The organism is Nocardia sp. NPDC004718, from assembly GCF_053601535.1.
Window position 1 is genome coordinate 1 of sequence record NZ_JBSGCA010000051.1, and the last position, 26,966, is coordinate 26,966.

The 26,966-nt window shown below is 69.1% G+C and carries 23 protein-coding genes; 14 read left to right on the top strand and 9 right to left on the bottom strand.

Translation table 11 applies throughout. The features are described 5' to 3' along the window. Positions 1-98: 98 nt before the first annotated feature. Positions 99-386, bottom strand: a complete 288-nt coding sequence (locus ACWEH3_RS29115) for a 4a-hydroxytetrahydrobiopterin dehydratase (protein ID WP_450022883.1) — start codon at positions 384-386, stop codon at positions 99-101. 52 nt (positions 387-438) lie between these two features. Beyond that, a complete protein-coding gene (locus ACWEH3_RS29120; protein WP_356966658.1) occupies positions 439-615 on the bottom strand; it encodes a hypothetical protein in 177 nt (58 codons plus the stop codon). A 230-nt stretch (positions 616-845) separates the two neighbouring features. Between ACWEH3_RS29120 and typA the strand changes: the two genes are divergently transcribed. The 6 genes from typA (at position 846) to ACWEH3_RS29150 (ending at position 8,570) form a co-directional block, all read left to right on the top strand. Beyond that, positions 846-2,744: a translational GTPase TypA gene (gene typA, locus ACWEH3_RS29125; protein ID WP_450022881.1), complete on the top strand. Its 1,899-nt coding sequence runs from the start codon at positions 846-848 to the stop codon at positions 2,742-2,744. An 878-nt stretch (positions 2,745-3,622) separates the two neighbouring features. Beyond that, positions 3,623-5,401 carry an ABC transporter family substrate-binding protein gene (locus ACWEH3_RS29130; protein ID WP_450022879.1) on the top strand — a complete coding sequence of 593 codons (1,779 nt, stop codon included), beginning with the start codon at positions 3,623-3,625 and terminating at the stop codon, positions 5,399-5,401. Continuing rightward, positions 5,398-6,282, top strand: a complete 885-nt coding sequence (gene mshB, locus ACWEH3_RS29135; protein WP_379255986.1) for an N-acetyl-1-D-myo-inositol-2-amino-2-deoxy-alpha-D-glucopyranoside deacetylase — start codon at positions 5,398-5,400, stop codon at positions 6,280-6,282. The genes ACWEH3_RS29130 and mshB overlap by 4 nt, the downstream gene beginning before the upstream one ends. A gap of 189 nt (positions 6,283-6,471) precedes the next feature. Next, entirely contained in the window at positions 6,472-7,941 is a 1,470-nt protein-coding gene (locus ACWEH3_RS29140; protein WP_450022876.1) for an amino acid permease, read from the top strand. 36 nt (positions 7,942-7,977) lie between these two features. Next, positions 7,978-8,136, top strand: coding sequence for a hypothetical protein (locus ACWEH3_RS29145; RefSeq protein WP_169332723.1), 159 nt, complete (start codon positions 7,978-7,980; stop codon positions 8,134-8,136). Then, on the top strand, positions 8,133-8,570 hold the full coding sequence (locus tag ACWEH3_RS29150; protein WP_450022874.1) for a hypothetical protein: 438 nt from the start codon (positions 8,133-8,135) through the stop codon (positions 8,568-8,570). Before ACWEH3_RS29145 ends, ACWEH3_RS29150 begins: the two co-directional genes overlap by 4 nt. Position 8,571: 1 nt before the next feature. Here the strand turns inward: ACWEH3_RS29150 and ACWEH3_RS29155 are convergent, their stop codons facing one another. The 3 genes from ACWEH3_RS29155 to ACWEH3_RS29165 form a co-directional block, all read right to left on the bottom strand. After that, entirely contained in the window at positions 8,572-10,404 is a 1,833-nt protein-coding gene (locus ACWEH3_RS29155; protein WP_450022872.1) for an APC family permease, read from the bottom strand. 61 nt (positions 10,405-10,465) lie between these two features. Then, positions 10,466-12,070, bottom strand: a complete 1,605-nt coding sequence (locus ACWEH3_RS29160) for a PH domain-containing protein (protein WP_450022870.1) — start codon at positions 12,068-12,070, stop codon at positions 10,466-10,468. Further along, positions 12,067-12,564, bottom strand: coding sequence for a PH domain-containing protein (locus ACWEH3_RS29165; protein ID WP_450022868.1), 498 nt, complete (start codon positions 12,562-12,564; stop codon positions 12,067-12,069). Before ACWEH3_RS29165 ends, ACWEH3_RS29160 begins: the two co-directional genes overlap by 4 nt. 428 nt (positions 12,565-12,992) lie before the next feature. Here ACWEH3_RS29165 and ACWEH3_RS29170 point away from each other — a divergent pair, with 428 nt between their 5' ends. From ACWEH3_RS29170 to pruA, 4 genes are all read left to right on the top strand, one after another. Next, positions 12,993-15,608 carry a bifunctional FO biosynthesis protein CofGH gene (locus tag ACWEH3_RS29170; protein ID WP_450022866.1) on the top strand — a complete coding sequence of 872 codons (2,616 nt, stop codon included), beginning with the start codon at positions 12,993-12,995 and terminating at the stop codon, positions 15,606-15,608. Positions 15,609-15,915: 307 nt separating this feature from the next. Then, positions 15,916-16,239 (top strand): ferredoxin, encoded by a 324-nt coding sequence (fdxA, locus tag ACWEH3_RS29175; protein WP_014987978.1) that lies wholly within the window; start codon positions 15,916-15,918, stop codon positions 16,237-16,239. Continuing rightward, the gene (dapC, locus tag ACWEH3_RS29180) at positions 16,236-17,357 is read left to right on the top strand and encodes a succinyldiaminopimelate transaminase (RefSeq protein ID WP_450022864.1); all 1,122 of its coding nucleotides are present in this window, start codon (positions 16,236-16,238) and stop codon (positions 17,355-17,357) included. Before fdxA ends, dapC begins: the two co-directional genes overlap by 4 nt. 120 nt (positions 17,358-17,477) lie before the next feature. Beyond that, positions 17,478-19,112 carry an L-glutamate gamma-semialdehyde dehydrogenase gene (pruA, locus tag ACWEH3_RS29185; protein WP_450022862.1) on the top strand — a complete coding sequence of 545 codons (1,635 nt, stop codon included), beginning with the start codon at positions 17,478-17,480 and terminating at the stop codon, positions 19,110-19,112. Here pruA and ACWEH3_RS29190 read toward each other — a convergent pair whose 3' ends face one another. Then, positions 19,113-19,976 (bottom strand): oxygenase MpaB family protein, encoded by an 864-nt coding sequence (locus ACWEH3_RS29190; protein WP_450022860.1) that lies wholly within the window; start codon positions 19,974-19,976, stop codon positions 19,113-19,115. It abuts the gene before it with no gap. A 168-nt stretch (positions 19,977-20,144) separates the two neighbouring features. Between ACWEH3_RS29190 and ACWEH3_RS29195 the strand changes: the two genes are divergently transcribed. Next, the gene (locus ACWEH3_RS29195) at positions 20,145-20,777 is read left to right on the top strand and encodes a TetR/AcrR family transcriptional regulator (RefSeq protein ID WP_450022858.1); all 633 of its coding nucleotides are present in this window, start codon (positions 20,145-20,147) and stop codon (positions 20,775-20,777) included. Positions 20,778-20,779: 2 nt separating this feature from the next. Here ACWEH3_RS29195 and ACWEH3_RS29200 read toward each other — a convergent pair whose 3' ends face one another. Both ACWEH3_RS29200 and ACWEH3_RS29205 read right to left on the bottom strand, forming a co-directional pair. Beyond that, positions 20,780-21,499, bottom strand: a complete 720-nt coding sequence (locus ACWEH3_RS29200; protein ID WP_450022856.1) for a hypothetical protein — start codon at positions 21,497-21,499, stop codon at positions 20,780-20,782. Positions 21,500-21,610: 111 nt separating this feature from the next. Beyond that, positions 21,611-22,462 (bottom strand): oxygenase MpaB family protein, encoded by an 852-nt coding sequence (locus tag ACWEH3_RS29205; protein ID WP_450022854.1) that lies wholly within the window; start codon positions 22,460-22,462, stop codon positions 21,611-21,613. 137 nt (positions 22,463-22,599) lie between these two features. On the opposite strand from ACWEH3_RS29205, the gene ACWEH3_RS29210 reads away from it, so the two are divergent. Together ACWEH3_RS29210 and ACWEH3_RS29215 are read left to right on the top strand one after the other, a co-directional pair. After that, positions 22,600-24,018 (top strand): acyl-CoA synthetase, encoded by a 1,419-nt coding sequence (locus ACWEH3_RS29210; protein ID WP_450022852.1) that lies wholly within the window; start codon positions 22,600-22,602, stop codon positions 24,016-24,018. 44 nt (positions 24,019-24,062) lie between these two features. After that, positions 24,063-24,449 carry a PPOX class F420-dependent oxidoreductase gene (locus ACWEH3_RS29215; RefSeq protein WP_450022850.1) on the top strand — a complete coding sequence of 129 codons (387 nt, stop codon included), beginning with the start codon at positions 24,063-24,065 and terminating at the stop codon, positions 24,447-24,449. Between the two features lie 77 nt (positions 24,450-24,526). On the opposite strand, the gene dapD is transcribed toward ACWEH3_RS29215, so the two are convergent. Further along, entirely contained in the window at positions 24,527-25,474 is a 948-nt protein-coding gene (gene dapD / locus ACWEH3_RS29220; RefSeq protein ID WP_379255967.1) for a 2,3,4,5-tetrahydropyridine-2,6-dicarboxylate N-succinyltransferase, read from the bottom strand. Positions 25,475-25,804: 330 nt separating this feature from the next. Here dapD and dapE point away from each other — a divergent pair, with 330 nt between their 5' ends. After that, positions 25,805-26,908, top strand: coding sequence for a succinyl-diaminopimelate desuccinylase (gene dapE / locus ACWEH3_RS29225; protein ID WP_450022848.1), 1,104 nt, complete (start codon positions 25,805-25,807; stop codon positions 26,906-26,908). The last annotated feature ends 58 nt before the right edge of the window (positions 26,909-26,966 follow it).

The following is a 26,966-nucleotide window of genomic DNA, read 5'->3' on the forward strand; positions in this document are numbered from 1 at the left end:
CGAGCGACCGCCGCTGGCGACTGCGTCGCGAACGCGGCGGCCACTCGGACGCGAGCCACAAGAGGGCCGCGAACACGCAGCGCCGCAGGCGCTGCCAATCAACAGAGCCGGTCTATCTCGTGGGCCAGTGCTACATCCAGCGCGGTGAGCCCGCCCGCCGAGTGCGTCGACAAGCTGAACGTGACCTTGCGCCAGCGGATATCGATGTCGGGGTGATGGTTCGCCTCCTCCGCGACTTCGGCGACGCGGCGCACCAGTTCGATGCCCGCGAGGAAGGTGGCCGCCTCGACGGTGCGGGTCAGGTTGTCCCCTGACCTGGACCACTCCGGCAATTCGGTGAGAGCGTCGGCGATTTCGGGTTCGGAGAGCAGTGCCTGCTGCGCCATAACACTCCTTACTACTCGCCTCGGGCCGCCCCGGAAAGGGTGGCGGCGGGGGTCAGGCAGCGCGCGCCTGCTTGAGCGCCTTCTTCAGATCCTTGCCGGTGACACCGGCCGCTTCGCACTTCTTCATCCGCATGATGACCACGGGGCACTTCACGCAGCGCGTCTTCTTCCGACAGCACTTCTTCTTCGGTTTCAGACTCGAAACCTTCTTGGCTTTGACCTTGCCCACGGCGGTTAGCATACCCTTAGTACAAAGGCTGAAACGGTGCCTCGAACCGACTGCCGGTAGGGTATAGCTCGCCGCGATGCCTGGTGAGTTTCGATTCTCCACCTGTTCGCAGGGAGCCCGGCGTGTGCGTCAGGCCCCGGAGGCGGCAGCCTGCGTAATCACGGAGGGTCCGTGCACGCCGGACACCGAGCACCGTCGGCTCCAACACCGAACAGCAGGAGGATTCAGGCGTGTCGTCTGCACGCGATTTTCGCAACGTCGCCATCGTGGCCCACGTCGACCACGGCAAGACGACCCTGGTCGACGCCATGCTGCGCCAGTCGGGCGCCTTCGCCGAGCGGGCCGAGCCCGTCGATCGGGTGATGGACTCCGGCGACCTGGAACGCGAGAAGGGCATCACCATTCTCGCCAAGAACACGGCGGTGCACCGCCACCACCCGGACGGCTCGGTCACCGTGATCAACGTCATCGACACCCCCGGCCACGCCGACTTCGGTGGCGAAGTCGAACGGGGCCTGTCCATGGTGGACGGCGTGGTGCTGCTGGTGGACGCGTCCGAGGGGCCGCTGCCGCAGACCCGGTTCGTGCTGCGCAAGGCGCTGGCCGCGTCGCTGCCGGTGATCCTGGTCGTGAACAAGACCGACCGCCCCGACGCCCGCATCGAAGAGGTCGTCGAGGAGAGCCACGACCTACTGCTGGACCTGGCCTCCGATCTCGACGACGCCGCCGCCGAGGCCGCCGAGCTCGCGCTCGACCTTCCGGTGCTGTACGCCTCCGGTCGTGAGGGCAAGGCGTCCAAGGAGCGTCCGGAGAACGGCAGCGCCCCGGCCGCGGAGAATCTCGACGCGCTGTTCGACGTGCTGCTGGAATACATCCCCGCGCCGAAGGGTGATGCGTCCGCGCCGCTGCAGGCGCACGTCACCAACCTGGACGCCTCGGCGTTCCTCGGTCGTCTCGCGCTGGTCCGCATCCACAACGGCGAACTGCGCAAGGGACAGAACGTCGCGTGGATGCACGCCGACGGCGTCAAGCAGGTGAAGATCACCGAACTGCTGCAGACCGTCGGCGTGGAGCGCAAGCCGGGCGAGCTGGCCGTGGCGGGCGACATCGTCGCCATCGCGGGCATTCCGGACATCATGATCGGCGACACCCTCGCCGACATCGATGATCCGGTCGCGCTGCCGCGCATCACCGTCGACGAGCCCGCCATCTCGGTCACCATCGGCACCAACACCTCGCCGCTGGTCGGCCGGGTGCAGGGGCACAAGTTGACCGCCCGCATGGTCAAGGCGCGCCTGGATCAGGAGCTGGTCGGCAACGTGTCGCTGCGCGTGCTCGACATCGGGCGCCCGGACGCCTGGGAGGTACAGGGCCGCGGTGAGCTGGCGCTGGCCATCCTGGTCGAGACCATGCGCAGGGAGGGCTTCGAGCTGACCGTCGGCAAGCCGCAGGTGGTCACCAAGCAGGTCGACGGCAAGGTGCACGAGCCGTACGAGGAGCTGACCATCGACTGCCCCGAGGAGTACCTCGGCGCGATCACCCAGTTGCTGGCCGCGCGCAAGGGCAAGATGGTGCAGATGAGCAACCACGCCGCGGGCTGGGTGCGGATGGAGTTCATCGTTCCCTCCCGTGGCCTGATCGGTTTCCGCACCGACTTCCTCACCGAGACCCGCGGCACCGGCATCGCCAACGCCGTGTCGCACGGCTACGCGCCGTGGGCGGGCGAGATCCGGGCCAGGCACACCGGCTCGCTGGTCTCCGACCGGTCGGGCTCGGTGACGCCGTTCGCGATGATCCAGCTGGCCGACCGCGGGCAGTTCTTCGTGGAGCCGGGCGCGGACACCTACGAGGGGCATGTCGTCGGCGTCAATCCGCGCGCGGAGGATCTGGACATCAACGTCACGCGCGAGAAGAAGCTGACCAACATGCGCAGCTCCACCGCCGACGTGATCGAGACCTTGGCCAAGCCGTTGCAGCTGGATCTCGAAGGCGCCATGGAGTTCTGCGCCGCCGACGAGTGCGTGGAGGTCACCCCGGAGGTGGTCCGGGTGCGCAAGGTGGTCCTCGGGCAGAACGAGCGCGCACGGGAACTGTCCCGGCGCAAGGCGCGCGACCGCGCGGCACTGTAATAACTTGTCTGCCACCGTATTCGGTGTCACCGCGGGTGACACCGAATACCGGGCCGAACCGCTGGTCGGGCAGTAGCGGGCGCTCGCATCGTGCGGGTGTACCGCGAGCCTCGCGTTCGCCTCGGGCGCCTCGGGTGTGATCGCAATTCCTCGCATCACCAGGCATGGTGGCAATCGGAAGAAATTCGAGACGGCCCCGTGATGCGTGCCCTGCTGAAGTCCGGTGCCATATATTCGAGGGCTGATCGGTTTCGTTGTCTTCAATTTCGATCCGTGACCGTCTGAGCCCTTGGTATGCAGATCCGAAATCAGTTCGTTCGCGTGGAACAAGTTTCTGGGGCGACGGCTGGTGGGAAAATTTCGGTAATTGTCGACCACTACCCGTCATGAGGGTTGTGGTGGCGGGGGAAAATAATTGGCTGTGCCGTGCGCCTGCTTTATATTGTCGGCACCCGTGGTCATCCAGAGTCGTGCACGCAATGAGCTTTCTCGGCTATCGAGGGGCCCCGACGCGCGGTTGTGCCAGCGCGTGTGTGGGTTGTCACCGTGTCGGCCGGATGGTGCGTCGACGAATAGAATTCGTCTCCCGTTCGGCGTGTCGGCGCAATGTTCACTTCATGTCCGAGTCGGCGGCGCGTGTGATTGCGCAAACGACACGGATGGGCATACGAATTGCAGCGCCTCGGGTGCGGCAGCCTATTGTTCCGCGACGGTACGCCGAATATTTGCCGAGGTTCGACACGGTATGTATGGGTGATGTCACGGCCCTGCGCCGCTGCTGTGTTTCCACACTACGCATATCCGTTCGACCGCGTTGTTTCCGCGCTGGTCGGCAGGAATCTGGGAACGGACTCGACCGTACGGTAGAGTTCCCGAGCGTGAAAGTGGGCGCAGGAAAACGCGCAGCGTGGCGCACGTTGTTGCCGGCCGTGGCAGTGCTGACCTTGATCAGCAGCTGTGCGGCGAATCCGCCGCCGCCCATCGAGAGCACCGACAGTCCGAAGACCACACCGGTCAAGCCCGCGGAGACGACCGTCGTCGTCGCTTTGGACACCATCGGCACCGCGTTCAATCCACATCTGCGCTCGGACCAGTCCGCCGCGACCTCGGCGATCGCCTCCCTGGTCCTGCCGAGTCCGTTCCGGCCGGTGCTCGATCCGGCGCGGCCGGGGACGACGGCCTGGGTGCCGGATTCGTCGCTGCTGGTCTCCGCCGAAGTCACCGCGCAGGAACCGTTCACGATCACCTACAAATTGCGCAACGAGGCTTCCTGGTCGGATGGCGCGCCGATCGCGGCCGAGGACTTCCGCTACCTGTGGCAGGAGATGATCTCCGAGCCGGGCGTCGTCGACCCGGCCGGCTACCGGATGATCTCGGACGTCAATTCGTCGGCGGGCGGCAAGACGGTCACCGTCGCGATGACGCAGCCCTACCCCGGCTGGCGGGAGCTGTTCACCGATCTGCTGCCGTCTCATCTGCTCAAGGACGCGCCCGGCGGGTTCGCCAGGGGGATGAACGGTCAGGTCAACGGTGTCCGGGTGTCCGGGGGGCCGTTCGGGATCCGCTCGGCGGACCCTGGCCGTGACGAGATGCTGCTGGAACGCAACGACCGCTTCTGGGGCACACCGGCGATGCCGGGCCAGATCCTGCTCCGCCGTGGCGGCACGACCGCGCAGCTGGCGGGCTCGCTGCGCACCGGCGACGTGCAGATGGCGCTGGTCCACGGGGGCGTGGCGACCCAGGCGCAACTGGGGGCGATTCCCTCCGTGCGCACCACGATCATGCCGCAGTCGCGAGTGCTGCAGATGGCGCTCAACGGACGCAAGGGCGACTTGAGCGATCCCCGGGTCCGCTCGGGTGTGCTGGCCCTGCTGGACCCTGCCCTGCTGGCCACGGTCGGCGCGCAGACCGGCAACTGGGTGGAACCGGCGCGCGCGCAGGTGCTCGCACCATCCGATCCCGGATACGCCCCGACCGCTCCGCCGCGTCCGTCGGCGGAGGAGGCGTTCGCGCTGCTCGCCGCCGCGGGGTACGGCCGGGCGCCGGAGCCGCCGCCCGCGGTTTCCCCGACCTCGCCCGCCCCGCAGCCGCGCACCGTCGGCAAGGACGGCAAGCCGCTGGCCGTGCGCATCGGCGCGGTCGACCGGGACGCCACCGCCTTGGCCGTGGCCAATACCGCCGCCGACCAGCTGCGCAGCGCGGGCATCGACGCCACGGTGCGCAGTGTCGCCCCCGACGAGTTGTACGGCAAGGAACTGCTGGAGGGCACGGTCGACGCGATCGTCGGCTGGGAGGTGGCCGGATCCGATCCGGCGACCGTGCTGGCTTCCAGGTATGGCTGCCCGCCGCCCGCGCTGCCCGGGGTCACCGGCCCGGCGCAGGCCATCGCCGAGGCGGCGCAGCGAGCGCCGAGCAACCTGTCCGGCGTGTGCGACCCGACCCTGCAACCCGCGATCGACGATGCCCTGCGCGGCGGCGACGTGGGACGGGTGCTCGCCGAAGCCGAACCCAAACTGTGGGCCATGGCGACCGTGCTGCCGATCGTGCAGGACAACGCCGTCGCCGCCTCCGGTCCTCGGCTGGACGGCGCCTCGCTCAGCGGCGCGATCCAGGTCGGCATCTTCGGCGACGCGTCGATGTGGCGCAGGATCCCGTGACCGCGGGGACCGGTGGGCTGCTTCTGGTACACGCCCACCCGGACGACGAGTCCATCACCACCGGCGGCACGATCGCGCACTACCGCCGTCGCGGCGTGCCGGTCACCGTGATCACCTGCACCCTCGGTGAGGAGGGCGAGGTGATCGGCGACGACTGGGCGCTGCTCGCGGCGGATCACGCCGACCAGCTCGGCGGCTATCGCATTCTCGAGCTGACCCGCGCGCTGGACGCGCTGGACGCGGGCCCGCCGCACTTGCTCGGGGGCGCGGGACGCTGGCGTGACTCCGGGATGGCGGGCACACCTGCCGCGAACAAGCCGCGCGTCTTCGTGCGCTCCGGAGACGAGGCGGTGCGGGCTCTCACGGACGTCGTCCTTCGTCTGCGGCCGCGCGTGGTCGTCGGCTACGACCCGAACGGCGGCTACGGCCATCCGGACCACATCCGGGCGCACGAGATCACCACGGCAGCGGTGCACGCCGCCGCGGGCGAAGGCTGGGATGTCCCGAAGTACTACTGGACCGTCACCGACGCCGACATGCTGCGTCTGCACACCGCGGCGCTGGCCCGGCGCACGGCCGCCGGCCTGCCCGGCGCGCTGCCGCCCGGTTGGCGACTGCCCGCCGAGGGCGAACTCGCGAGCGTGCCCAGCGACGCGGTGACCACCACGATCGACGTCTCCGAGGTGCTTTCGGCCAAGCGCGCCGCGCTGCGGGCGCATGCCACACAGGTCACGGTCGCGCCGTCCGGCCGGGAATTCGCCTTGTCGAACGGTATCGCTCAGCCGGTGTTGCCCGAGGAGCACTTCATCCTGGTGCGGGGTCGGCGCGGTCCGCTCGGTCCGGACGGGCGGGAGCACGATTTGTTCGCCGCCCCGGAATGACGGATCCCGCCGACGGCGACGCGGCCGCTACCCGCGATTTCCGGACATTTCACGTAATTCGCCCGCCCTTTTCGGAACATGTCCGGGCGGCGAGGTCCTGTCCCCCCAGGGCTGGCGGTTGGCGGTATCGGAGCGGCGGGTACGGTTCGGCGTGATCTCGGCACATCGAAACGGAGGATCCGTCGGTTCATGACAGCGCGCGGCGACAACGCCCACCTCAGCATCGAGGACCACGGATACCACAAGAGTCTGAAGCCGCGCCAGCTACAGATGATCGCGATCGGCGGCGCCATCGGCACCGGCCTTTTCCTCGGCGCCGGTGGGCGGCTGGCCAGTGCCGGACCCGGGTTGTTCCTGGTCTATGGCGTGTGCGGGTTCTTCGCGTTCCTCATCCTGCGCGCGCTCGGCGAATTGGTCCTGCACCGGCCATCGTCCGGGTCGTTCGTCTCCTACGCGCGCGAGTTCTTCGGTGAGAAGGCGGCGTTCGTCGCGGGCTGGATGTACTTCCTGAACTGGTCGATGACCGGCATCGCCGACACCACCGCGATCGCGCAGTACTTCCACTATTGGTCCGGGTTCTCCGCCGTTCCGCAATGGTTGCTCGCGCTGATCGCGCTGGTCCTCGTGCTGGGCGTCAACCTGATCTCGGTGAAGTGGTTCGGTGAGATGGAGTTCTGGGCCGCGCTGGTGAAGGTATTCGCGCTCAGCGCGTTCCTGATCGTCGGCACGATCTTCTTGCTCGGCCGCTTCACCGTGCAGGGCGCCGCGACCGGGACGAGCGTGATCGCCGATCACGGCGGCCTGTTCCCGACCGGCGTCATGCCGTTGGTCGTGGTGGTGTCCGGTGTCGTATTCGCTTATGCCGCCGTCGAATTGGTCGGCACCGCGGCGGGGGAGACGGAGCATCCGGAGCAGGTCATGCCACGGGCGATCAATTCGGTGATCCTCCGGATCGCCGTCTTCTACGTCGGTTCGCTGGTCCTGCTCGGATTGCTGCTGCCGTATACGCGGTACACGGCGGACGAGAGTCCGTTCGTCACCTTCTTCACCATGCTCGGCGTCCCTGGCATCGGCAGCGTGATGAATCTCGTGGTGCTGACCGCGGCGTTCTCCAGCCTGAACGCCGGCCTCTACTCGACCGGCCGCATCCTGCGGTCGATGTCGATGAACGGCAGCGCGCCGAAATTCACCGGGGTGATGGGCAGCAACGGCGTTCCCTACGGCGGCATCCTGCTCACCAGCCTGATCGCGCTGGTCGGCATCGCGCTCAACGGCCTCGTCCCGGATCAGGCGTTCGAGATCGTGCTGAACATGGCGTCGCTGGGCATCGTCGCCTCCTGGGCCACCATCGTGTTGTGCCAGCTGCAGTTGTGGCGCTGGTCCACCCGGGGACGCATCCAGCGGCCCGCCTTCCGCATGTTCGGCGCGCCCTACACCGGTCTGCTCACGCTGGTGTTCCTGTTCTTCGTCGTCGTGCTGACGGGGTTCGACTATCCGGTGGGGACCTGGACCGTCGCGACCATCGCCCTGATCGTCCCCGCGCTGATCGTCGGGTGGTTCGCCGCGCGTAAACGAGTCCTGGCCATAGCGGCGGAGCGTGGCGACCCGACCGGCGAACCTCCGGTGGTCGCCGCCCTGCCTGCCGACCGGGAGAACTGATCGTGCGCCCGATCGCGCCGGAATAGACTCGGCAGTATGTACAACTGGGAGGTCCAGAACGCGATCGCGGCGTTCGTCGACAGCATGCGGCCGCACTGGCAGGAGCAGCACGACCTGTATATGACGGTGCTGTACGCGTTCGCCGACATGCAGAGCCACTTGTTGACCCTCCTCGGCTATCCGCCGGTGCCGTGACGACGAAGATCGACGACCACGCAGGCGATCGCGCTCCCGTGGCATCCGGCGCCCCCCGTATTCCCGTAGGACTCGTCGGCTCGGTGATCCTCGCGATCCTGATCGTGGACGCCCTGCTCACCCTTGCGCTCGAGGTGCTCTACCTGCCGACCTATCTGGGCTCGGTCGTTTTCCCGGTCTCCGCCGCGGTGGCGGGAGTGGTGAACGTCCTGCTCGTCGCGGGTGCGCGAACAGTGACCCGGCGTCCCGCGCTGCTGGGCCTTCCGCTGGTCGCGTGGGCGTTCGGCTTCCTGGTCTGCGCGAGCGCCGGGCCCGGCGGTGACATTCTGCTCGGCAGTGATTGGCGGACGGCGCTGTTGCTGTTCGCCGGGCTGCTGCCGCCGCTGGCCTATCTCTACATCCAGGCGAACGCGCACGTCTTCGGCCGCCGCTGACTCACGCGAGCCGGACGGCCAGGGTCGCGATCACGGCTTCGGTGCGAACGCGCAGCGCGGCTGTGAGCACCGGTCCGCGCGGATTGTGCAGCGGGCGTTGCCACCAGTGCCGGGCTTCGACATGCGCCAGCAGCACGGTGACACCGAGCCCGGCGGCGGTCTGCTTGCGGACGTAGCCGACGAGCGTGGACACCAGGCTGCGATGCGGGCAGGGGAGCACCGCGAGCGGCACGCCGGGATCCCACTCCTTCCACTGGGCGCAGAGCCGTTTGGTCGTGGCCGGATCGATGTCCGCGGCCACCGCGACGATTTCGCCCCGCATGCGCAGCGCGGCTTCCAAGGCGCGATAGGTCACCTCGCTCATGGTGACCACCGGCACGACCACCAACTCCTTGGCCTCCGGCGCCGGTCGCGGCGGCGGCGGGATTTCACGCAGTCGCAGCTGACGCGCGACGCCGGCGTAGTAGTTCTCGATCCGGAAGAAGAGGGCCACCAGCGCGGGAATGATGAGCAGCAGCAGCCACGCGCCCTCGGTGAACTTCTCCGCGAGCAGGACGACGCCCGCGACGGCGGTGAGCGTCGCGCCGAATCCGTTCAGCAGTGCGCGCGGCAGCCACCCGCGGTCGCGCGCTCGCCACCAGTGCAGCACCAGACCGGTCTGGCTGATGGTGAACCCGATGAAGACGCCGATCGCGAAAACCGGCAGCAGCCGATGGGTTTCGGCATCGACCGCCAGCAGCACCAGCCCGGCCGATAAAGCGAGTGCCGTGACCCCGTACCGGAAGACCGGACGCTCGGACCGCAGCGCGAACAGCGACGGCGCCCTGTGGTCCTTGGCCAGCAGCGCCAGCAGCACCGGGAGCCCGCCGAAACTGGTGTTCGCCGCGAGCAGCAGCACCGCGGTGACCGCGAGATTGGTGAGATAGAACAGCCAGCCGGTGCCGAACGCGGCCGCCGCCAGCTGGGCCAAGATGGTCACATTCGGGCGCGGCGTGACGTGGTGCTCGCGGATCAGCACGGCCAGGCCGAGTAGCATCGCGCCCAGCAGGATGCCCAGCGCCACCTCGGTGTGCTGCGCGCGGCGCACCGCGGGGGTGCGGAAAGCGGGCACGGCGTTGGCGATCGCTTCCACACCGGTCAGTGACGAGCATCCCGCCGCGAAGGCCTTGAGCAGCAGGACGATTCCGAGCGCCTCGACCGGCTCGAGCGGACCCGGGTCGCCGCCGATCAACGCGACCGGCTCCGGCCGCAGCAGCCCGACAACGATCACACCGCCGATCAGGACGACGAACAGGATCGTCGGCCCCATCAGCACCCGTGCGGATTCCGCCACTCCGATCAGGTTGATCACGGTCAGCGCCGCGAGGCCGATCAGTGTCATCGGTAGCAGTTCGTGGGCCAGGGCGGGAAAGGCGCTGGCCAGGCTGGCCGCGCCGGCGGCGAGGCTCACCGCGACGGTCAGCACGTAGTCCACGACCAGGCTGGCGGCCGCGAGCAGCGCGGCGGGCCTGCCGAGCTGCTTCTTGGCGACCGCGTACGCGCCACCGCCGTCCGGGTGCACGGCGATCACTTGCCGGTAGGACAGCACCAGCACCAGCAACAGTGCGGCGATCGCGCAGGCGACCGGCAGCGTCCAGGAGACGGCCGCCGCGCCCGCCGCGACCAGCACCAGCACGATCGCCTCTGGTCCGTAGGCCACGCTGGACAACGCGTCCAGGGAGAGCGCGGCGAGCCCGCCCACCGCGGTCAAACGGAACTTGTCCGCTCGCTGCATCTGCCGAACCCGGCGGTCGGCGATCCGCGGCTCCGTATGGTGCGGCTCGGTCTTGGTCACCACAGCGTCCATTGAACTCCGCCGCCGCTCGGCAACCGATCAGCGACACTTGGGGGTGGGTTCAGCGGGTGCCGGGCAGCCCTGGTGTGACGGCTTGGATGAGTTCCCATGCTCGGTCGGCGGGAAGGTCGACCACGGAGTAGCGCTTCTTGCCCGCCGCGGTGGCCGCGACGACCGTGGCGACCCCGGCGCGCCGTTGGAAGAAGGTTTGACGCACTGTCCAGCCGATGATGCCGGGCGCCTCGAGGCAGTCGCGGTCGCGGTCGAGTGATCCGGCCCGGGTGATCAGCCAGGTGGGGCTGGTGGTTGTGCGGGGAAGTACCGCGTGTCCGAGGCCGCGATAGCGGTCCTCCGCGAGGGCGAGTGCGAGGGCGAGCGTGAGGCCGGGCAATAGCCACCACCACGGCGAATAGTGCTGTCCCGCAAGGGAGTTGACGACCATCGCCGCGGCGATGAGCACGACCGGCGCGAGCGCGCGGGTATGCCTGCGTCGCCGTGCGGCCGGGCCGTGCGCGGTCAGCGGGGCGCTGCCCGGCGCCGGAACGGTGTGCGGGTCCGCCGCGCCCGAACCGGTGGGCCTCGCCTCCGGCCGGACGGGAAACTCGTTGTCCCGCACTTCTTCTGGAGCGAGCAGATGGCCGAGGGTGTGCTCCACGGCGTTACGCGGAGCCTGCGGAAGGATTCGCTGCCGGGGGTTCTGCCCGGTCATGATCGCCTCGAGTTCGGCGCCGCCCGCAAGCCGCAGCAGCAGCGGTTCGGAGACCGTCGCTCCGCGCAGCCGGGCTCGGTCGAGGGTGATCTGGCGGGTGGTGAACAGGCCGTGGCGCAGCTGCAAGGTCTTGCCGTCGTCGCGGACGCGCAACCCGAAATAGGTGGTCAGATAGTGCGCGCACGCGGCAGCGCTGACCACGACGACGATGACGCCCAGCAGCGCGGCCGCGGCGAGCGCGAGGACGAGCACGCCGCCGTCTTCCACGTCGTGCACCGCGTCGGACCGGAAAACGATCTCACCGAGCCCGTATTGCAGCGCGAAGCCGACGATCGGCGCGATGATCGCGAACCCGGTCAGCGACAACGGGGCGTAGCGCACCCACGCCGGACTCCAGTGCCCGATCTCCCGCGCCCGGGTACGCGGGGTCGTGAAACCACCGGAGCTGTTCTGCTGCGGCTCTTTTCGTTCTTCGTCCGGACCCATCCTGTCCGCCGTATGGGCGAGCAGCGCGGCGCGCAACGGCGGGACGACGCGGGCATCCAGGGCGTCGAGCTTGAACTTCTCGCCCGATTCCGCATGCTGGCCGGTCCCGATCGCCAGCACCGCCAGGCCGAGAGCCCGATGCAGCAGGTCCGCTTCGATGTCCACCGAGCGGATCCGCGACCGCGGCACCGACAGTTTCTTGCGTTCCAGCAGCCCGGTGCGCAACTCCACGTGCGTGGGCCCGACCCGATACGTCGTGGTGAACCAGCGGGTCAGCGCGAACCCGACGATCAACGCGAGCGGGATGATGCTCCACACGTGGTTGCCGCTGCTGGTCCCGAGGATCACCGAACCGATCAGCACCGGGATGAACTTCACCACTTCGGTGATCGGATGGACCAGCAGCATCCGCTTGTCCAGCCGCTGCCAGGGCGGCCCGTCCTGCTCGGCGCCGGTCGTCTCGGGGTTCATGTCGCGTCTCCACGGTGCTGGGCGGCGATCCGGGTGAGCCGGGCCACGGTTTCCTCGGCGACCGGAAGGTCGAGCGCGCTGATCTGCACCGCACCCGCGGAGGACGCGGTGGTCACGGTGACGGTCGCCAATCCGAGCAGGCGTTCGAGCGGACCGCGTTCGGTGTCGACGGTCTGCACGCGGGAGATCGGCGCGACCCGGCTCTCCTGGGTGAGCCAGCCGACCCGGGTGTAGACCGCCTCGTCGGTGACCTCCCAGCGGTGCACCGCGTACCGCCACCACGGCGCGACACCGATGTTCAGCGCGGCGGGCACGAGCGCGACCAGGAAGAATCCCAGCTGCCACCCGCGATGCGCGGAGTCGACCACCGCCCATACCAGCAGGGCCGCGAACGGGATCACCCAAGTCAGGACGGCCTGCACAGTCCACAGGAGCTTCGCCTTCGGACTGGGGCGCCAGGCCGGATCGGCCATGATCGTGCGCGGCTGCGACATGCCGCCAATCGTTGCACGATCACGCGGTCGCCGTCGGGTCGATGGTGAGCGACGCACGGCGACGGCGCGGACCCGTCGGACGGGTGAGCGCGAGGGCCGCAGAGGGCTTCCTACCGCGAAACGAGCCCCGTTGTAGGACAACCGTTTCGGGCGCCTCGGGCGGTTGCCGATGAGTTGGCGCTCGGCCTCACCCGCAAGGGCCGCGTGTGCCGCAACGAGTCGAATCGGCGGCGCTCACCGAGGCCACGATCGGGGACCGAACGCGGGCAGCGCGGCTCGGGCGCCCCGGAATAGCCTCGGGTACCGGACAGTTGTCAACGCTCAACGGTGCTCCACGTCCCCGTGTGGGCTCCGTGGCGAGCGGAGCCGTGACTCGTCCGCTTCGTCGCAACCAGCACTGGAGGGAGACAGTTCCGGATGTGTAGCGCATGATCGAGGGCGTGACCGACCTACCGAACCCGAGCGTCCCATCCGCGCCGCCCAGTCCATCGGCCATGCGCCGGGCGCTGCGCAGGGCCCGCGACGGCGTCACGTTGAACGTGGACGAGGCCGCGGTGCTGCTGCACGCGACCGGTGACGACCTGGCCGATCTCTGTCGCAGCGCCGCGCGGGTGCGCGACGCCGGGCTGGCGTCCGCGGGGCGTCCGAAGACGATCAGCTATTCCCGCAACGTCTTCATCCCGTTGACCAGGCTGTGCCGGGACAAGTGCCACTACTGCACCTTCGTCACGGTGCCCGGCAAGTTGCGCGCCGAGGGCAAGGGCATGTTCCTCGAACCCGACGAGGTGCTCGACATCGCACGCAGGGGCGCGGCCCTCGGCTGCAAAGAGGCGCTGTTCACGCTGGGTGACCGGCCCGAGGATCGCTGGCCGGAGGCCGCGCAGTGGCTCGACGAGCGCGGCTACGACTCCACGCTGGACTACCTGCGCGCCGTGTCGATCATGGTGCTGGAGGAGACCGGCCTGCTGCCGCACCTGAACCCGGGCGTGATGTCGTGGGAGGAGATCGCGCGGCTCAAGCCGGTGGCGCAGTCCATGGGCATGATGCTGGAGACCACCTCGGCCCGGTTGTTCACCGAGAAGGGCAACTGCCATTACGGCAGCCCCGACAAGGACCCGGCCGTGCGGCTGCGGGCGATCACCGACGCGGGACGGCTCTCGGTGCCCTACACCACCGGGATCCTGGTCGGCATCGGCGAGACGATGGCGGAGCGGGCCGAGTCGATCATGGCGATTCGCAAGCAGCACAAGGCTTTCGGACACATCCAGGAAGTCATCGTGCAGAACTTCCGCGCCAAGGACGACACCGCCATGCGGGACGTGCCGGACGCGGGCCTGGAGGAATTCCTCGCCACCATCGCGGTCACCCGCGTGCTGCTCGGGCCGGACGTGCCGGTGCAGGCGCCGCCGAATCTGGTTTCGCACGCCGAGTGCCGCGCGCTGATCGACGCGGGCATCGACGACTGGGGCGGCGTCTCGCCGGTGACGCCCGACCACGTGAACCCGGAGCGGCCGTGGCCGAACCTGGACACGTTGCGGGAGATCACCGAGGCGGCGGGCTATCAGCTGGTCGAGCGGACCTCCGCGCACCCGAAGTACGTGCGAGCGGGCAATCCGTGGGTCGATCCGCGGATCGGCGCGCACGTCGCCGCGCTCACCGACCCGGTGACGGGGCTGGCGAATCCGGACGCGATCCCGGTCGGCCTGCCCTGGCAGGAGCCGGACGAGTCCTGGGAGTCGGCCGGACGCGTCGACCTCAACACCGCCATCGACACCGAGGGCCGCAACACCGAGGCCCGCAGCGACGCTGCCATCGGGCAGGACATCGTAGGCGCCTTCGGCGACTGGGACACCATTCGTGAACAGGCCCGCGATCTCGCCGTCGCCGTCCCGCAGCGGCTGGACTCCGATGTGCTCGCCGCGCTGCGCGCCGCCGAACGCGATCCGGCCGGGCTCAGCGACGCCGAGTATCTGGCGCTGGCCACGGCGGACGGCGCGGAGCTGGACGCGGTCGCCGCGCTGGCCGATCAACTGCGCCGCGACACCGTCGGCGACGACGTCACCTACGTGGTGAACCGGAACATCAACTTCACCAACATCTGCTACACCGGGTGCCGGTTCTGCGCGTTCGCCCAGCGCAAGGGCGACGCGGACGCGTTCACCCTGAGCACGCACGAGGTGGCCGACCGGGCCTGGGAGGCGCATGTCGACGGTGCCACCGAGGTGTGCATGCAGGGCGGCATCGACCCCGACCTGCCGGTCACCGGGTACGCGGATCTGGTGCGGGCGGTCAAGCAGCGGGTGCCGTCGATGCACGTGCACGCCTTCAGCCCGATGGAGATCGTGAACGGCGCCTCGCGCGGCGGCCAGAGCGTCCGGGAGTGGCTGGTCGCGCTGAAGGAGGCGGGCCTGGACACCATCCCCGGCACCGCCGCGGAGATCCTGGACGACGAGGTGCGCTGGGTGCTCACCAAGGGCAAACTGCCCACCTCGGCGTGGATCGAGGTGATCACCACGGCGCACCAGGTGGGCATCCGGTCCAGTTCGACCATGATGTACGGCCACGTGGACAACCCGAAGCACTGGGTCGGGCATCTGCGGGTGCTGCGTGGAATCCAGGACGAGACCGGCGGTTTCACCGAATTCGTGCTGCTGCCGTTCGTGCACCAGAGCGCGCCGCTGTACCTGGCGGGCGCCGCGCGGCCCGGGCCGACCAACCGGGACAACCGCGCCGCGCACGCGCTGGCCAGGATCATGCTGCACGGCCGGATCCACAACATCCAGACCAGCTGGGTCAAGCTGGGCATCACCGGAACGCGGGTGATGCTCAACAGTGGCGCCAACGATCTGGGCGGCACGTTGATGGAGGAGACCATCTCCCGGATGGCGGGCTCGCAGCACGGCTCGGCCAAGACGGTCGCCGAGTTGGTGGAGATCGCCTCCGGCATCGGACGACCGGCCCGGGAACGGACGACGACCTACGGCGTCCCGAAGCACAAGCGGTTGTCCGGCGCTCCGGGGCTTCAGGCGGTATTGGTCGACTGACGGGGGAGCCGCGCCGGGCGGTCCGGCGACGGCGATAGGTTCCAGCCCGCGGTGCGATCGGATTTCCGGTCGGCCGCGGGCAGCCCGGACCGGCGCAATGCCGGACCCGCCGTGGCAGGTTCCGCCGCTACCTCCCACAACGCGGTCCCCAGCGCGTACGTCGGGTGGCGGAGTCGAATCGGGCCTCGCGTCGGCGTGCGCGATCCCCGAAGTTAGGGCAGGCTGACCAGTAGTAACGTGTGGTTGCCGGGATAGGGTTTCGCCGGGCGGACTATCCCGCAGGCGAGGACAGACTAGGAGAGCGGCAGTGCCGTACATCATCGCTGAACCGTGCGTTGACGTGAAGGACAAGGCATGCATCGAGGAATGCCCCGTGGACTGCATCTACGAGGGTGGTCGCATGCTGTACATCCATCCCGACGAATGCGTGGACTGTGGTGCATGTGAGCCGGTGTGCCCGGTGGAGGCGATCTTCTACGAAGACGACACCCCGGACCAGTGGAGCGGATACGTCAACGCCAACGTCGATTTCTTCGACGAGCTGGGCTCGCCCGGCGGCGCGACCAAGGTCGGCAAGGTCGACTACGACCCGCCGTTCATCAAGGAACTGCCCCCGATGGCGAGTGAGTGAGACCTGACGTGTCACCGCGTGGCCGGGTCAGCAGTCTGCTGCCCGATTTTCCCTGGGACACCATCGCTTCGGTGAAGGCGAAGGCGGCCGCCCACCCCGGCGGGATCGTCGACCTGTCCGTCGGCACTCCGGTCGACCCGGTCGACCCGCTGATCCGGACGGCGCTGAACTCCGTCGCGGCGGTCCCCGGTTACCCGACCACGCATGGCACCCCCGAGCTCCGCGCGGCCGCGGTCGACGCGCTGAAGCGGCGCTACGGGATCACCGGACTCGAGCCCGCGGCCGTGCTGCCCGCGATCGGCACCAAAGAGCTGATCGCGGGGCTGCCCCGGCTGCTCGGGCTCGGCTCGGGCGACCTGGTCGTCATCCCCGAGGTCGCCTACCCCACCTACGAGGTCGGCGCGCTGCTGGCGGGCGCGCGGGTGCTGCGCGCGGACGGACTGACCCGGCTCGGTCCGCAGACGCCCGCGCTGATCTACGTGAACTCGCCGTCCAACCCGACCGGCCGGATACTCGGCATCGAACATCTGCGCAAGGTGGTCGCCTTCGCGCGGGAGCGCGGCGTGATCGTCGCCTCCGACGAGTGCTACCTGGGACTGACCTGGGAGGGTCGCGGCGTCTCCTTGCTCGACCCCGAGGTATGCGACGGCGACCACACCAACCTGCTGGCCGTGCATTCGCTGTCCAAAACCTCCAACCTGGCCAGCTACCGCGCCGGATTCGTGACGGGCGACCCGGAGCTGGTCGCGGAACTGCTCGAAGTGCGTAAGCACGCGGGCATGATGGTGCCGTACCCGATCCAGGCCGCGATGACCGCGGCGCTCAGCGACGACGCGCACGAGGCGCGCCAGCGCGAGCGGTACCGCGCCCGCCGCGAGGTGTTGCGAAAGGCTCTGGAGGCCGCGGGTTTCCGGATCGATCACTCCGAGGCGGCCCTGTATCTGTGGTCGACGCGTGGTGAGCCGTGCCGGACCACGTTGGAATGGCTGGCCGATCGCGGCATCCTCGCCGCGCCCGGCGACTTCTACGGCCCCGGCGCGAGCGAGCACGTGCGGATCGCGCTGACCGCGACCGACGAGCGGATCGCGGCGGCGGCCGAACGGCTTGCCGCGGGCTGACACCACCTTCGTCGCCGCTGCGCGCGAGCGCGGCAATCGCTCGAGGCCGCGGTCGCACAACGGGCACAGCGGGGCGTGTCGGCGTCCGCGCCCGCCCAGCCCGGCGAGCTAGCCTGAGGTATGGACGCTGTCACGGTTGTCCCCACGCCCGGCAACGAGCCGGTGCACTCCTACGCGCCCGGAAGCCCCGAACGGGAGTTACTCCTCGGCAAGCTTGCCGAGCTGTCCGCAGAACCCGTCGACGTGCCGCTGGTCATCGGCGGCAAGCATCGCCCCGGCCTCGGCGAACGGCACGACATCGTCACACCGCATCGGCACAGGCACGTGCTGGGGACCTACACCGACACCACCCATTCGGAAGCGCACGGAGCCATCGACGCCGCGATGGCCGCCGCCCCGGGTTGGCGGGCGCTGCCGTTCGAGGAGCGCGCCGCGGTGCTGCTGCGCGCCGCGGACCTGCTGGCCGGGCCGTGGCGGGAGACGATCGCCGCGGCCACCATGCTCGGGCAGTCGAAGTCGGCCCAGCAAGCCGAGATCGATGCGCCGTGCGAGCTGGTCGACTTCTGGCGGTTCAACGTCGCGTTCGCGCGGGAGATCCTGGAGCAACAGCCCAGCTCCAGCGCCGGGGTGTGGAACCGGATGGACTATCGGCCGCTGGAAGGGTTCGTCTACGCCATCACACCGTTCAACTTCACCGCCATCGCCGGGAATCTGCCGACCGCGCCCGCGCTGATGGGCAACACGGTGGTGTGGAAGCCGTCGCCGACGCAGACGTTGTCGGCGTTCCACACGATGCGGCTGCTGGAGGCGGCGGGCTTGCCGCCCGGCGTGATCAACATGGTCACCGGCGACGGGGTGCAACTGTCGGAGGTGGCCTTGGCCGATGCGCGGCTGGCCGGTATCCATTTCACCGGTTCCACCAAGACGTTCCAGTACCTCTGGCAGCAAGTGGGCACGAATATCGCTCGGTATCAGGGCTATCCGCGCCTGGTGGGGGAGACCGGCGGCAAGGACTTCATCGTCGCGCACTCCTCGGCCGACCCCGGCGCGCTGCGCACCGCCCTGATTCGCGGCGCCTACGAGTATCAGGGTCAGAAGTGCTCGGCGGCCTCGCGTGCCTACATCGCGCGGTCGGTCTGGCGCGCGATGGGCGACGAGTTCCTGCACGACGCCGACCGGCTGAGCTATGGCGACGTCGCGGACCTGTCGAATTTCGGTGGAGCGCTGATCGATCGGCGCGCGTACGACAAGAATGCGGCGGCCATCCGGCGCGCCGCGGACGCGGGCGTCACCATCCCGGTCGGCGGAACCTACGACGACAGCGAAGGCTGGTTCGTCCGGCCGACCGTATTCCTGACCGACAATCCGCACGACGAATCGTTCGCCACCGAGTATTTCGGCCCGATCCTTTCGGTGTACGTCTACGACGACGCCGAACCCGGCTCTTATAGTGCGATACTCGCCGAAGTCGAGTCGGCGGCGCCTTACGCGCTGACCGGCGCGGTGTTCGCGCAGGACCGATACGCTATCGAACAGGCCGACGCCGCACTGCGTTTCGCGGCGGGCAACTTCTACGTCAACGACAAGCCCACGGGCGCGGTGGTGGGGCAGCAGCCGTTCGGCGGCGCGCGCGCCTCCGGCACCGACGACAAGGCCGGCTCGCCGTTGAACCTGCTGCGCTGGGTCGCGCCGCGGACGATCAAGGAGACCTTCGTGCCGCCCGTCGACTTCCGCTACCCGCACATGGAGAGGTGATCACACCAGCGGCTTTCCCTGCCGCAGGCGCCTGCGCAGGTCGAACAGATAGGCGTTGAGCGGGAACATGCGTGCCACCGTGGGCAGCCGACCGTGCACGGCTCCCAGGATGCGCAGCAGCCGGTCCAACCGCCGCTGGTCGCGGTCGGTCCAGGTCATGCCCATCTCGTCGCGCAGGTGCTGCGGAAGCAGACCGGTGACCATGAAGCGCTGTAGCCCGGCGAAGACCACCTGCACCGGTCGCGGCATCATCTTCAGGTCGATCAGGCCGTTGAAGTAGTCCCGCAGCTCCGGCTCGATGCCGCGCTGCTTCAGGTTCTCGTTCCAGTACCGCTGGAACTCCGCGCGATTCGCCGGCCACGTCTCCGGCCGCATCTGCAGGGTGGTGCCCAGGCGGGCGGCGTAGGTGTAGAAGGCGTCGGCGGTCGCGTCGTCCATCGGGCCGTGCATCCGGGTGTAGAGGTCATCGATGCCCCAGTACAGGCACGCGGCGACCCACAGTTGGAGATTCGGGTCGAAGGCGTTGTACTTGACCGGGCTCGCGGCGGTGGAGCGCACCGACCGGTGCGACACGTTGACGGCCTCCCGGTAGGCGTCGCGTTCGTCATCCGACCCGAGCAGCGCCACGGCGATGTAGGTGAGGGTGGTGCGCAGCCGCTTGATCGGATGCAGCGTGACCTTGCCGCTGTCGACGGTGCTCTCCAGCACGCCGCGGCCGACCGGGCGCAGGCTCAACTGCATGATGACGTTCGCCGCGCCGCCGAGGAAGGCGGCGACGCCGTCGACGTACTCCGCGACCGTCTCGGGGGTGAGGGTCTGGCTCGGATCCGGTTCGTGCTCGGCGGTGCGCAGCGGCGCGGTCATCGTCGACCTCGTCTTTCGTGTCCGCCCGATCCCAGAGAATCGGTCGATGAGAAGATAATGCCCTAACTTTCTCATCGACTCGGTGGGCTGTCAATCGCCGGGGATGGGCGGTGATGGTGTGCAATGCTGAAAGTGTCATCGTGTCGCTGTCGCGGATAGGGTTGAGGTATGGCCAGGCTGACCAGACTGCTGCCGCTGGTGCGCAGCGCTGCCCCGGAGGATCGCAACCAGGCGCGGGTACTGGACGCGGCGCTGCTGGCGTTCCTCGACTTCGGTATCAAGCGCACCAGCATGGTGGAAGTGGCGCGTCGCGGCGGATTGTCGCTGGCCACGCTCTACCGCCGCTTCGCGAGCAAATCCGATCTGATCCGGGCCGTCGGACTGCGGCAGACGCGCGACTTCATCGAGGAGGTCGACGCCGCGCTCCAGCGTCAGGTCGATCGCGACGCGAGCGCCGAGGACCAGATCGTCGAACTGTTCGCCGCGTTCATCAACGGCCTGCGAGGAAACCAGCTGATCCACCGGCTGCTGGCCACCGAGCCCGAACTCGTGCTGCCGTACCTCACCACCCAGGGCGCGCCGGTCATCGAACTCGGCCGGGATTACCTGGCCGAGTTCGTCACGCGGTTGCAGCGGGAAGGCAAGTTGCCGGAATACGATCCGGAGCCGCTGGCCGAGATGATCGCTCGCACCGCGCTGTCACTGGCGCTGACCCCGCAGACCGTCATCCCGCTCGGCGACGACGCGTCGATCCGGCAGTTCGCCCGCGATCACGTCGTGGTGTCGTTCCGGGTGCGCTGACTTCAGCGGTGCTGCGGAAGGCCGAAGAGCATCGCCCCGAGCGCGGCCATGACATCCGCGGTCTGCTCGGCCGCGGTGCCGTGGGTGTGCGCGGTCACCGCGAAACCGGGGCCGTAGGACGTCGAGGCGACCTCCGGCTCGCCGAAATCCGACCAGCCCCATTTGCTGCCCTGGACGAAGGGCCATCGTGCGGTGCCCCAGTTCTGTTCGGTGCCGTCTCGGGCCGTCGATCCCGCTGCGGCCATCCATCCGAAGATCGGCGATCCGGGATCGGTACGCAATTTGGTGGCGAGGAAGTCGGACACGTTCGTCGTGCTGGTCGCCCCCGCGCCCCAACTGGGTCCCGGCACCGTCTGGGCGAGGCCGTATTCGGCGGCGATGGCCGCGATGGCCTGTGGATACTTGGCCTCCATCACGGTCGCGGCTCCATCATCTGAGTAGCGGATCATTTGCTCTCCCAGCATGCGGTCCTCGGCCGAGCCGTCGCCGTGGCGCAGGGCGTAGTCGGCCAGGAAGAGCTTGGACAGCGACAGACTCGAGCGTGACTCGTGTTCGTTCGGTGTTCCCCAGCCGATGCCGACCGAGGTGCGTACGGAGATCGCTGTGCGCGGCGGCACCGCGGCCACTTCGGTTTCGGCGGATTCATCGGCACGGGCGACCGGCGCGGCCAGTGCCAGGAACCCGCAGGCGATCAGCGCGGTCAACGTCGTTCGGTAGCCCATCGTCTCCTCCTGGCTGGTGGCGTCACGTCGCGTCGGACGGCGCTGTGCAGGCACGATCAGCAATACGAGATGCGATTGCCCATCAGTAACTGGAATGAAACGAGGGTTGGCTCAGACGAGACGAAGGCCGAGTCGACGCCGGATGCGCATATCAAGGAGATAGGCGTTCAGCGGGAATGCGCGGATCGGTCGCGGCAGCCGGGATTCGGCGGCCCCGACGGCGCGCAGGAGGTGGCCGAGTACGCGTTCGTCGCGGTCGGTCCAGGTCATTCCCATCTCGTCGCGCAGGTGCCGGGGCAGCAATCCGGTCACGAAGAAGCGGTGCAGGCGCCCGAAAGCCAGCTGCGCGGGTCGCGGCAGCATGCGTAGGTCGACGAGGTCGTCGAAGTAGGCACGGACCGTCGGATCGATGCTGGTCGCGGCGAGATTCGCGCTCCAGTACTCGGCGAAGGCGCGGCGGTCGGGAGGCCACATCGCTGCGGGCATCTGGAGGGTGGTGCCGAGCCGGGCGCCGAGACGGTAGAACGCGTCGGCCGTCGCTTCGTCCATCGGGCCGTGCATGCGCTCGTACAGATCCCGCGCTCCCCAATGCAGGCAGGCCGCGACCCAGAGTTGCAATGTGGGATCGAAGGCGTTGTAGTGCACCGGGCTCGAGTCGGTGGAGTGGACCGGACGATGCGAGACGTTGATCGCTTCGCGGTAGGCGGCGCGTTCCTCGTCGGTGCCGAGCATCGCTACGGAAAGGTAGGTCAACGTGGTGCGCAGCCGTTTGACCGGATGCAACATGACGTTTCCGCTGTCGACGGTGCTCTCCAGCACGCCGTAACCGACCGGCGGAGCGCTCAACTGCATGATGACGTTCGCGACGCCGCCGAACAGGCCGGCCACGCCGTCGAGGTACCGCCCGACGTCGAAGGAGTCCGGCGATTCGGGACGATGCGTCGCGGGAAGTGGCCTCGTCATCGTCGACCTCGCAGTGCTGAGAAAGCTATGCACCAACCTTCTCACCACGTCAGCGGGAGTGTCAACCGTCACATTCGACGCCGGTCGGCGCGGGATGCCGCGACACCGCCGCTGATCCGCCGAAGTAGCGTGAGCGAATGCCGTTCGGTCCGCCGCTGCTGCTCAGCTCCCTGAACCCGCTCGCCGTCGCAGGCGGAGCGGACATCCCCGACGCCGTCACCATCGACGGCGCCACCCTCTCGCGCAGCGATCTGCTGGGCGCCGCCACTTCGGTGGCCGAACGAGTCGCACGCGCGGAACGGGTGGCGGTGTTCGCCGAGCCGACGGTGGAAACCGTGCTCGCGGTGGTGGGCTGCCTGATCGCGGGCGTCACGGTGGTTCCGGTGCCCCCGGACTCCGGAAGCGCGGAACGGGCGCACATCCTGGCCGATTCGAGCGCTCAGGCGTGGCTGGGGAAAGCGCCGGAGGGCGCCGACCTGCCCGTGGTGCCGGTGCGGCGGCACGCCAGGTCCTGGCACACCTACCCCGAACCCGACCCGGCCACCACGGCTTTCGTGCTGTACACCTCGGGAACCACCGGCCTGCCCAAGGGCGTGCTACTCAGTCGCGGCGCGATCGCCGCGGGTCTGGACGCCCTGGCCGAGGCATGGGCTTGGACCGCGAGTGACACGCTGGTGCACGGGCTTCCGTTGTTCCATGTGCACGGGCTGATCCTCGGCCTGCTCGGTCCGCTGCGCGTGGGCAGTCCGCTGATCCACACCGGCAAGCCGACGCCACAGGCATACGCGGCGGCCAAGGGTTCGCTGTACTTCGGCGTGCCCACCGTGTGGTCGCGGGTGGTCGACGACCCCGACGCGGCGAAGCAATTGGCCGACGCGCGGCTGCTGGTCTCCGGTAGCGCGCCGCTGCCGGTGCCGGTGTTCGAGCGACTGCGGGAGCTGACCGGGCACGCGCCGGTCGAGCGCTACGGCATGAGCGAAACCATGATCACGCTGTCCACCCGGGCCGATGGTGAGCGCAGGCCGGGCTGGGTCGGATTGCCGGTGCGCGGTGTGCGCACCCGGATCCGGGACGAGTCCGGTGCTCCGGTGCCGCACGACGGCGAGAGCATCGGGGGCTTGGAAGTGTCCGGACCGATGCTCTTCGACGGTTACCTGAATCGCCCGGAGGCGACCGCGCGGACCTGGACCGAGGACGGGTGGTTCCGGACCGGCGACGTCGCCGCCATCGACCCGGAAGGCTTTCATCGCATCGTCGGCCGGGAATCGGTGGATCTGATCAAGTCCGGTGGTTACCGGGTCGGCGCGGGCGAGGTCGAGACGGTGCTGCTCGGTCACCCTGCGGTCGCGGAAGCCGCGGTGGTCGGCCTGCCCGACGACGATCTCGGCCAGCGCATCACCGCCTTCGTCGTGCTGCGCGGCGCCGCGACCGAGCGTGAATTGATCGACCATGTGGCGGGCGAACTCTCGGTGCACAAACGCCCGCGCGAGATCCGGGTGGTCGACGCGCTGCCGCGCAACGCCATGGGCAAGGTGCAGAAGAAGAAGCTGGGCTGACCGCGGGGACTCCTCGAGTTAGGTAGAGGTTTTATGGTCGGCGCATGACTGCGACTCTGACCACCGAACACATCGACTACCTGCACACCCAGCGGCTGGGCCGGCTGGCCACCGTCCGGCCCGACGGCACCCCGCAGAACAACCCGGTCGGCTTCCGCTACAACGCCGAGCTGGGCACCATCGACATCGCGGGCTGGAACATGGGCGACTCGTGGAAATTCCGCAACCTCGCCACCAACGACCACGTCGCCTTCGTCGTCGACGACGTCGCGTCGGTCCAACCGTGGCGCGTCCGCTGCCTCGAGATCCGCGGCACCGCCGAAGCACTCACCGACGTCGACCCGTACATCCCCGGCGTCTCCCGCGAAATGATCCGCATCCATCCCCACCGAGTCATCGCCTTCGGGCTCTCGGAAGCGGCTTCGGCCTGATCCGGACTCCGTGAGTGGCACATGGTTGCGCGGAAGTGCGAGAAGGATTCTCCTCCATGTGCCGCTCGCGGAACGGTTCAGTCGTTGGCGTGGAGGTCGGCGTTGAGTTCGATGCCGGTGCCCTTGCGGGGGACTACTTCGACCGCGCCGGTGGTGGAGTTGCGGCGGAAGAGGAGGTTGTCGCGGCCTGCGAGTTCGGCGGCCTTGACCAAGGTGCCGTCGGGGGTGGTGACCTTCGTGCCCGCGGTGAGGTAGAGGCCTGCCTCCAGGACGCAGTCGTTGCCGAGGGGGATGCCGAGGCCGGAGTTCGCGCCGAGCAGGGACCGTTCGCCGATGGAGATGACCGTGGTGCCGCCGCCGGACAGGGTGCCCATGGTGGACGCGCCGCCGCCGATGTCGGAGCCGTCGCCGACCACGACGCCCGCGGAGACGCGGCCCTCGATCATGGACGCGCCGAGGGTGCCCGCGTTGAAGTTGACGAAGCCCTCGTGCATGACCGTGGTCCCGGAGGCCAGGTGCGCGCCGAGGCGGACCCGGTCGGCGTCGCCGATGCGGACGCCGGAGGGCAGCACGTAGTCGACCATGCGCGGGAACTTGTCCACGCTGTACACCGTGACGGGGCCGCGGGCGCGCAGCTTGGCGCGGGTGGCCTCGAAGCCCTCCACCGCGGCGGGGCCGTGGTTGGTCCACACCACGTTGGTGAGCAGTCCGAACTGGCCGTCCAAGCTCACCTCGTGCGGCTTGACCAGGCGGTGCGAGAGCAGGTGCAGGCGCAGGTAGACGTCGTGCGCGTCCACCGGGGCGGCGGACAGGTCGGCGATCGTGGTGTGCACCGCGATCACGTCGACCCCGCGGGCGTCGTCGAAGCCGAGCAGAGCCGCGTATTCCGCGGGCGCCTCGTCCAGCCGCTTGCTGCCGGTCTCGGCGAACTCGCCCAGCTGCGGGTTCGGGTACCACGTGTCCAGCACGGTCCCGTCCGCGGTCACGTTGGCGATACCGATTGCTGCTGCTCCCTGGATACTCACGGCTTAGAGGTTACCGACCCGCGACCGGCAATGGTTCGGCTGCTCCGGAGACCGCGATCACCGGGTTCGATACGCGTCCAACTCCGGGACCGGTCGGCCGAGTGCCCTGGTCGGAAGCTGCCGCTGCCACGGTCAGCGCTTCACGAAGACCACCGCGTCCACCGAGTGCTCCGCGCGGGCCCGCGCCACCTCACGCACCTTTCCCGCGCCGAAGAGCGTCCGGGCCGAGTGCGGCCGCGACCAACGACTGTTCCCGGACGAGGGGCGGCGCACCGACCGGTGCGGACTGGCGTGCGGGCGTGGCGGGTGAGCGGTCGTAGGGTGAAGCGCGTGACCATCGACCTGCATGCGGACCCGATCACACTGACCGCCGCCCTCGTCGACATCCCGAGTGTCTCGCGCGACGAGGCCGCCGTCACCGACGCGGTGGAGCGGGCACTGCTGGAGCAGACGACGGGCTTCGAGATCCTCCGGCACGGGAACGTGGTGCTGGCACGCACCCACCGCGGGTTGCCGACCCGGGTGATCCTGGCCGGGCACTTGGACACCGTGCCGATCGCCGACAACGTGCCCGGCCGGTTCGCGGTGGGCCCGACGGGCGAACAGGTCTTCTACGGCTGCGGCTCGGTGGACATGAAATCCGGCGATGCGGTCTTCCTGCATCTGGCCGCCACCGTCGCCGACCCGGTGCACGACCTGACCCTGATCTTCTACGACGGCGAGGAGATCGCCGCCGAGTTCAACGGCCTCGGGCACATCGAACGCGACCTGCCCGACTGGCTCAGCGGCGACCTCGCGGTGCTCGGCGAACCGTCCGGCGGCTGGATCGAGGCCGGTTGCCAGGGCACGCTGCGCGTGCGGCTGAGCACCTCGGGCGTGCGCGCGCACTCGGCGCGAGCATGGCTGGGCGACAACGCGATTCACCGCTTGGCCCCGGTCTTGCAGCGGCTCGCGGACTACCGCGCCCGGGAAGTGGACATCGACGGCTGCGTCTATCGCGAGGGACTGTCCGCGGTCCGGGTCACCGGCGGCGTGGCGGGCAACGTGGTGCCGGACGCCGCCGAACTGGACGTCAACTTCCGTTTCGCGCCCGACCGCACCGTCGACCAAGCCGTCGAGCACGTGCGCGAGGTCTTCGCCGGGCTCGAGTTGTCCTTCGAAGTGACCGACTCGGCGCCGGGCGCGCTGCCGGGGCTGACCGCTCCGGCGGCCAAGGACCTGATCGCGTCGGTACAGCGCCACGGCGGCGGCGGTGTGCGCGCGAAGTACGGCTGGACCGACGTCTCGCGTTTCGCGGCTCGCGGCATCCCCGCCGTCAACTTCGGCCCCGGCGATCCCAACCTCGCGCACAAGCGCGACGAGCACGTGCCGGTCGACCAGATCACCGCCGTAACCGCCATGCTGCGCAGCTACCTGAGCGGCACCGGGGACTGACCGGCTGCGCGCACAAGAGTCTCGGGCCTTCCTGCCTTCGGCAACAGCTCGCCGCCCG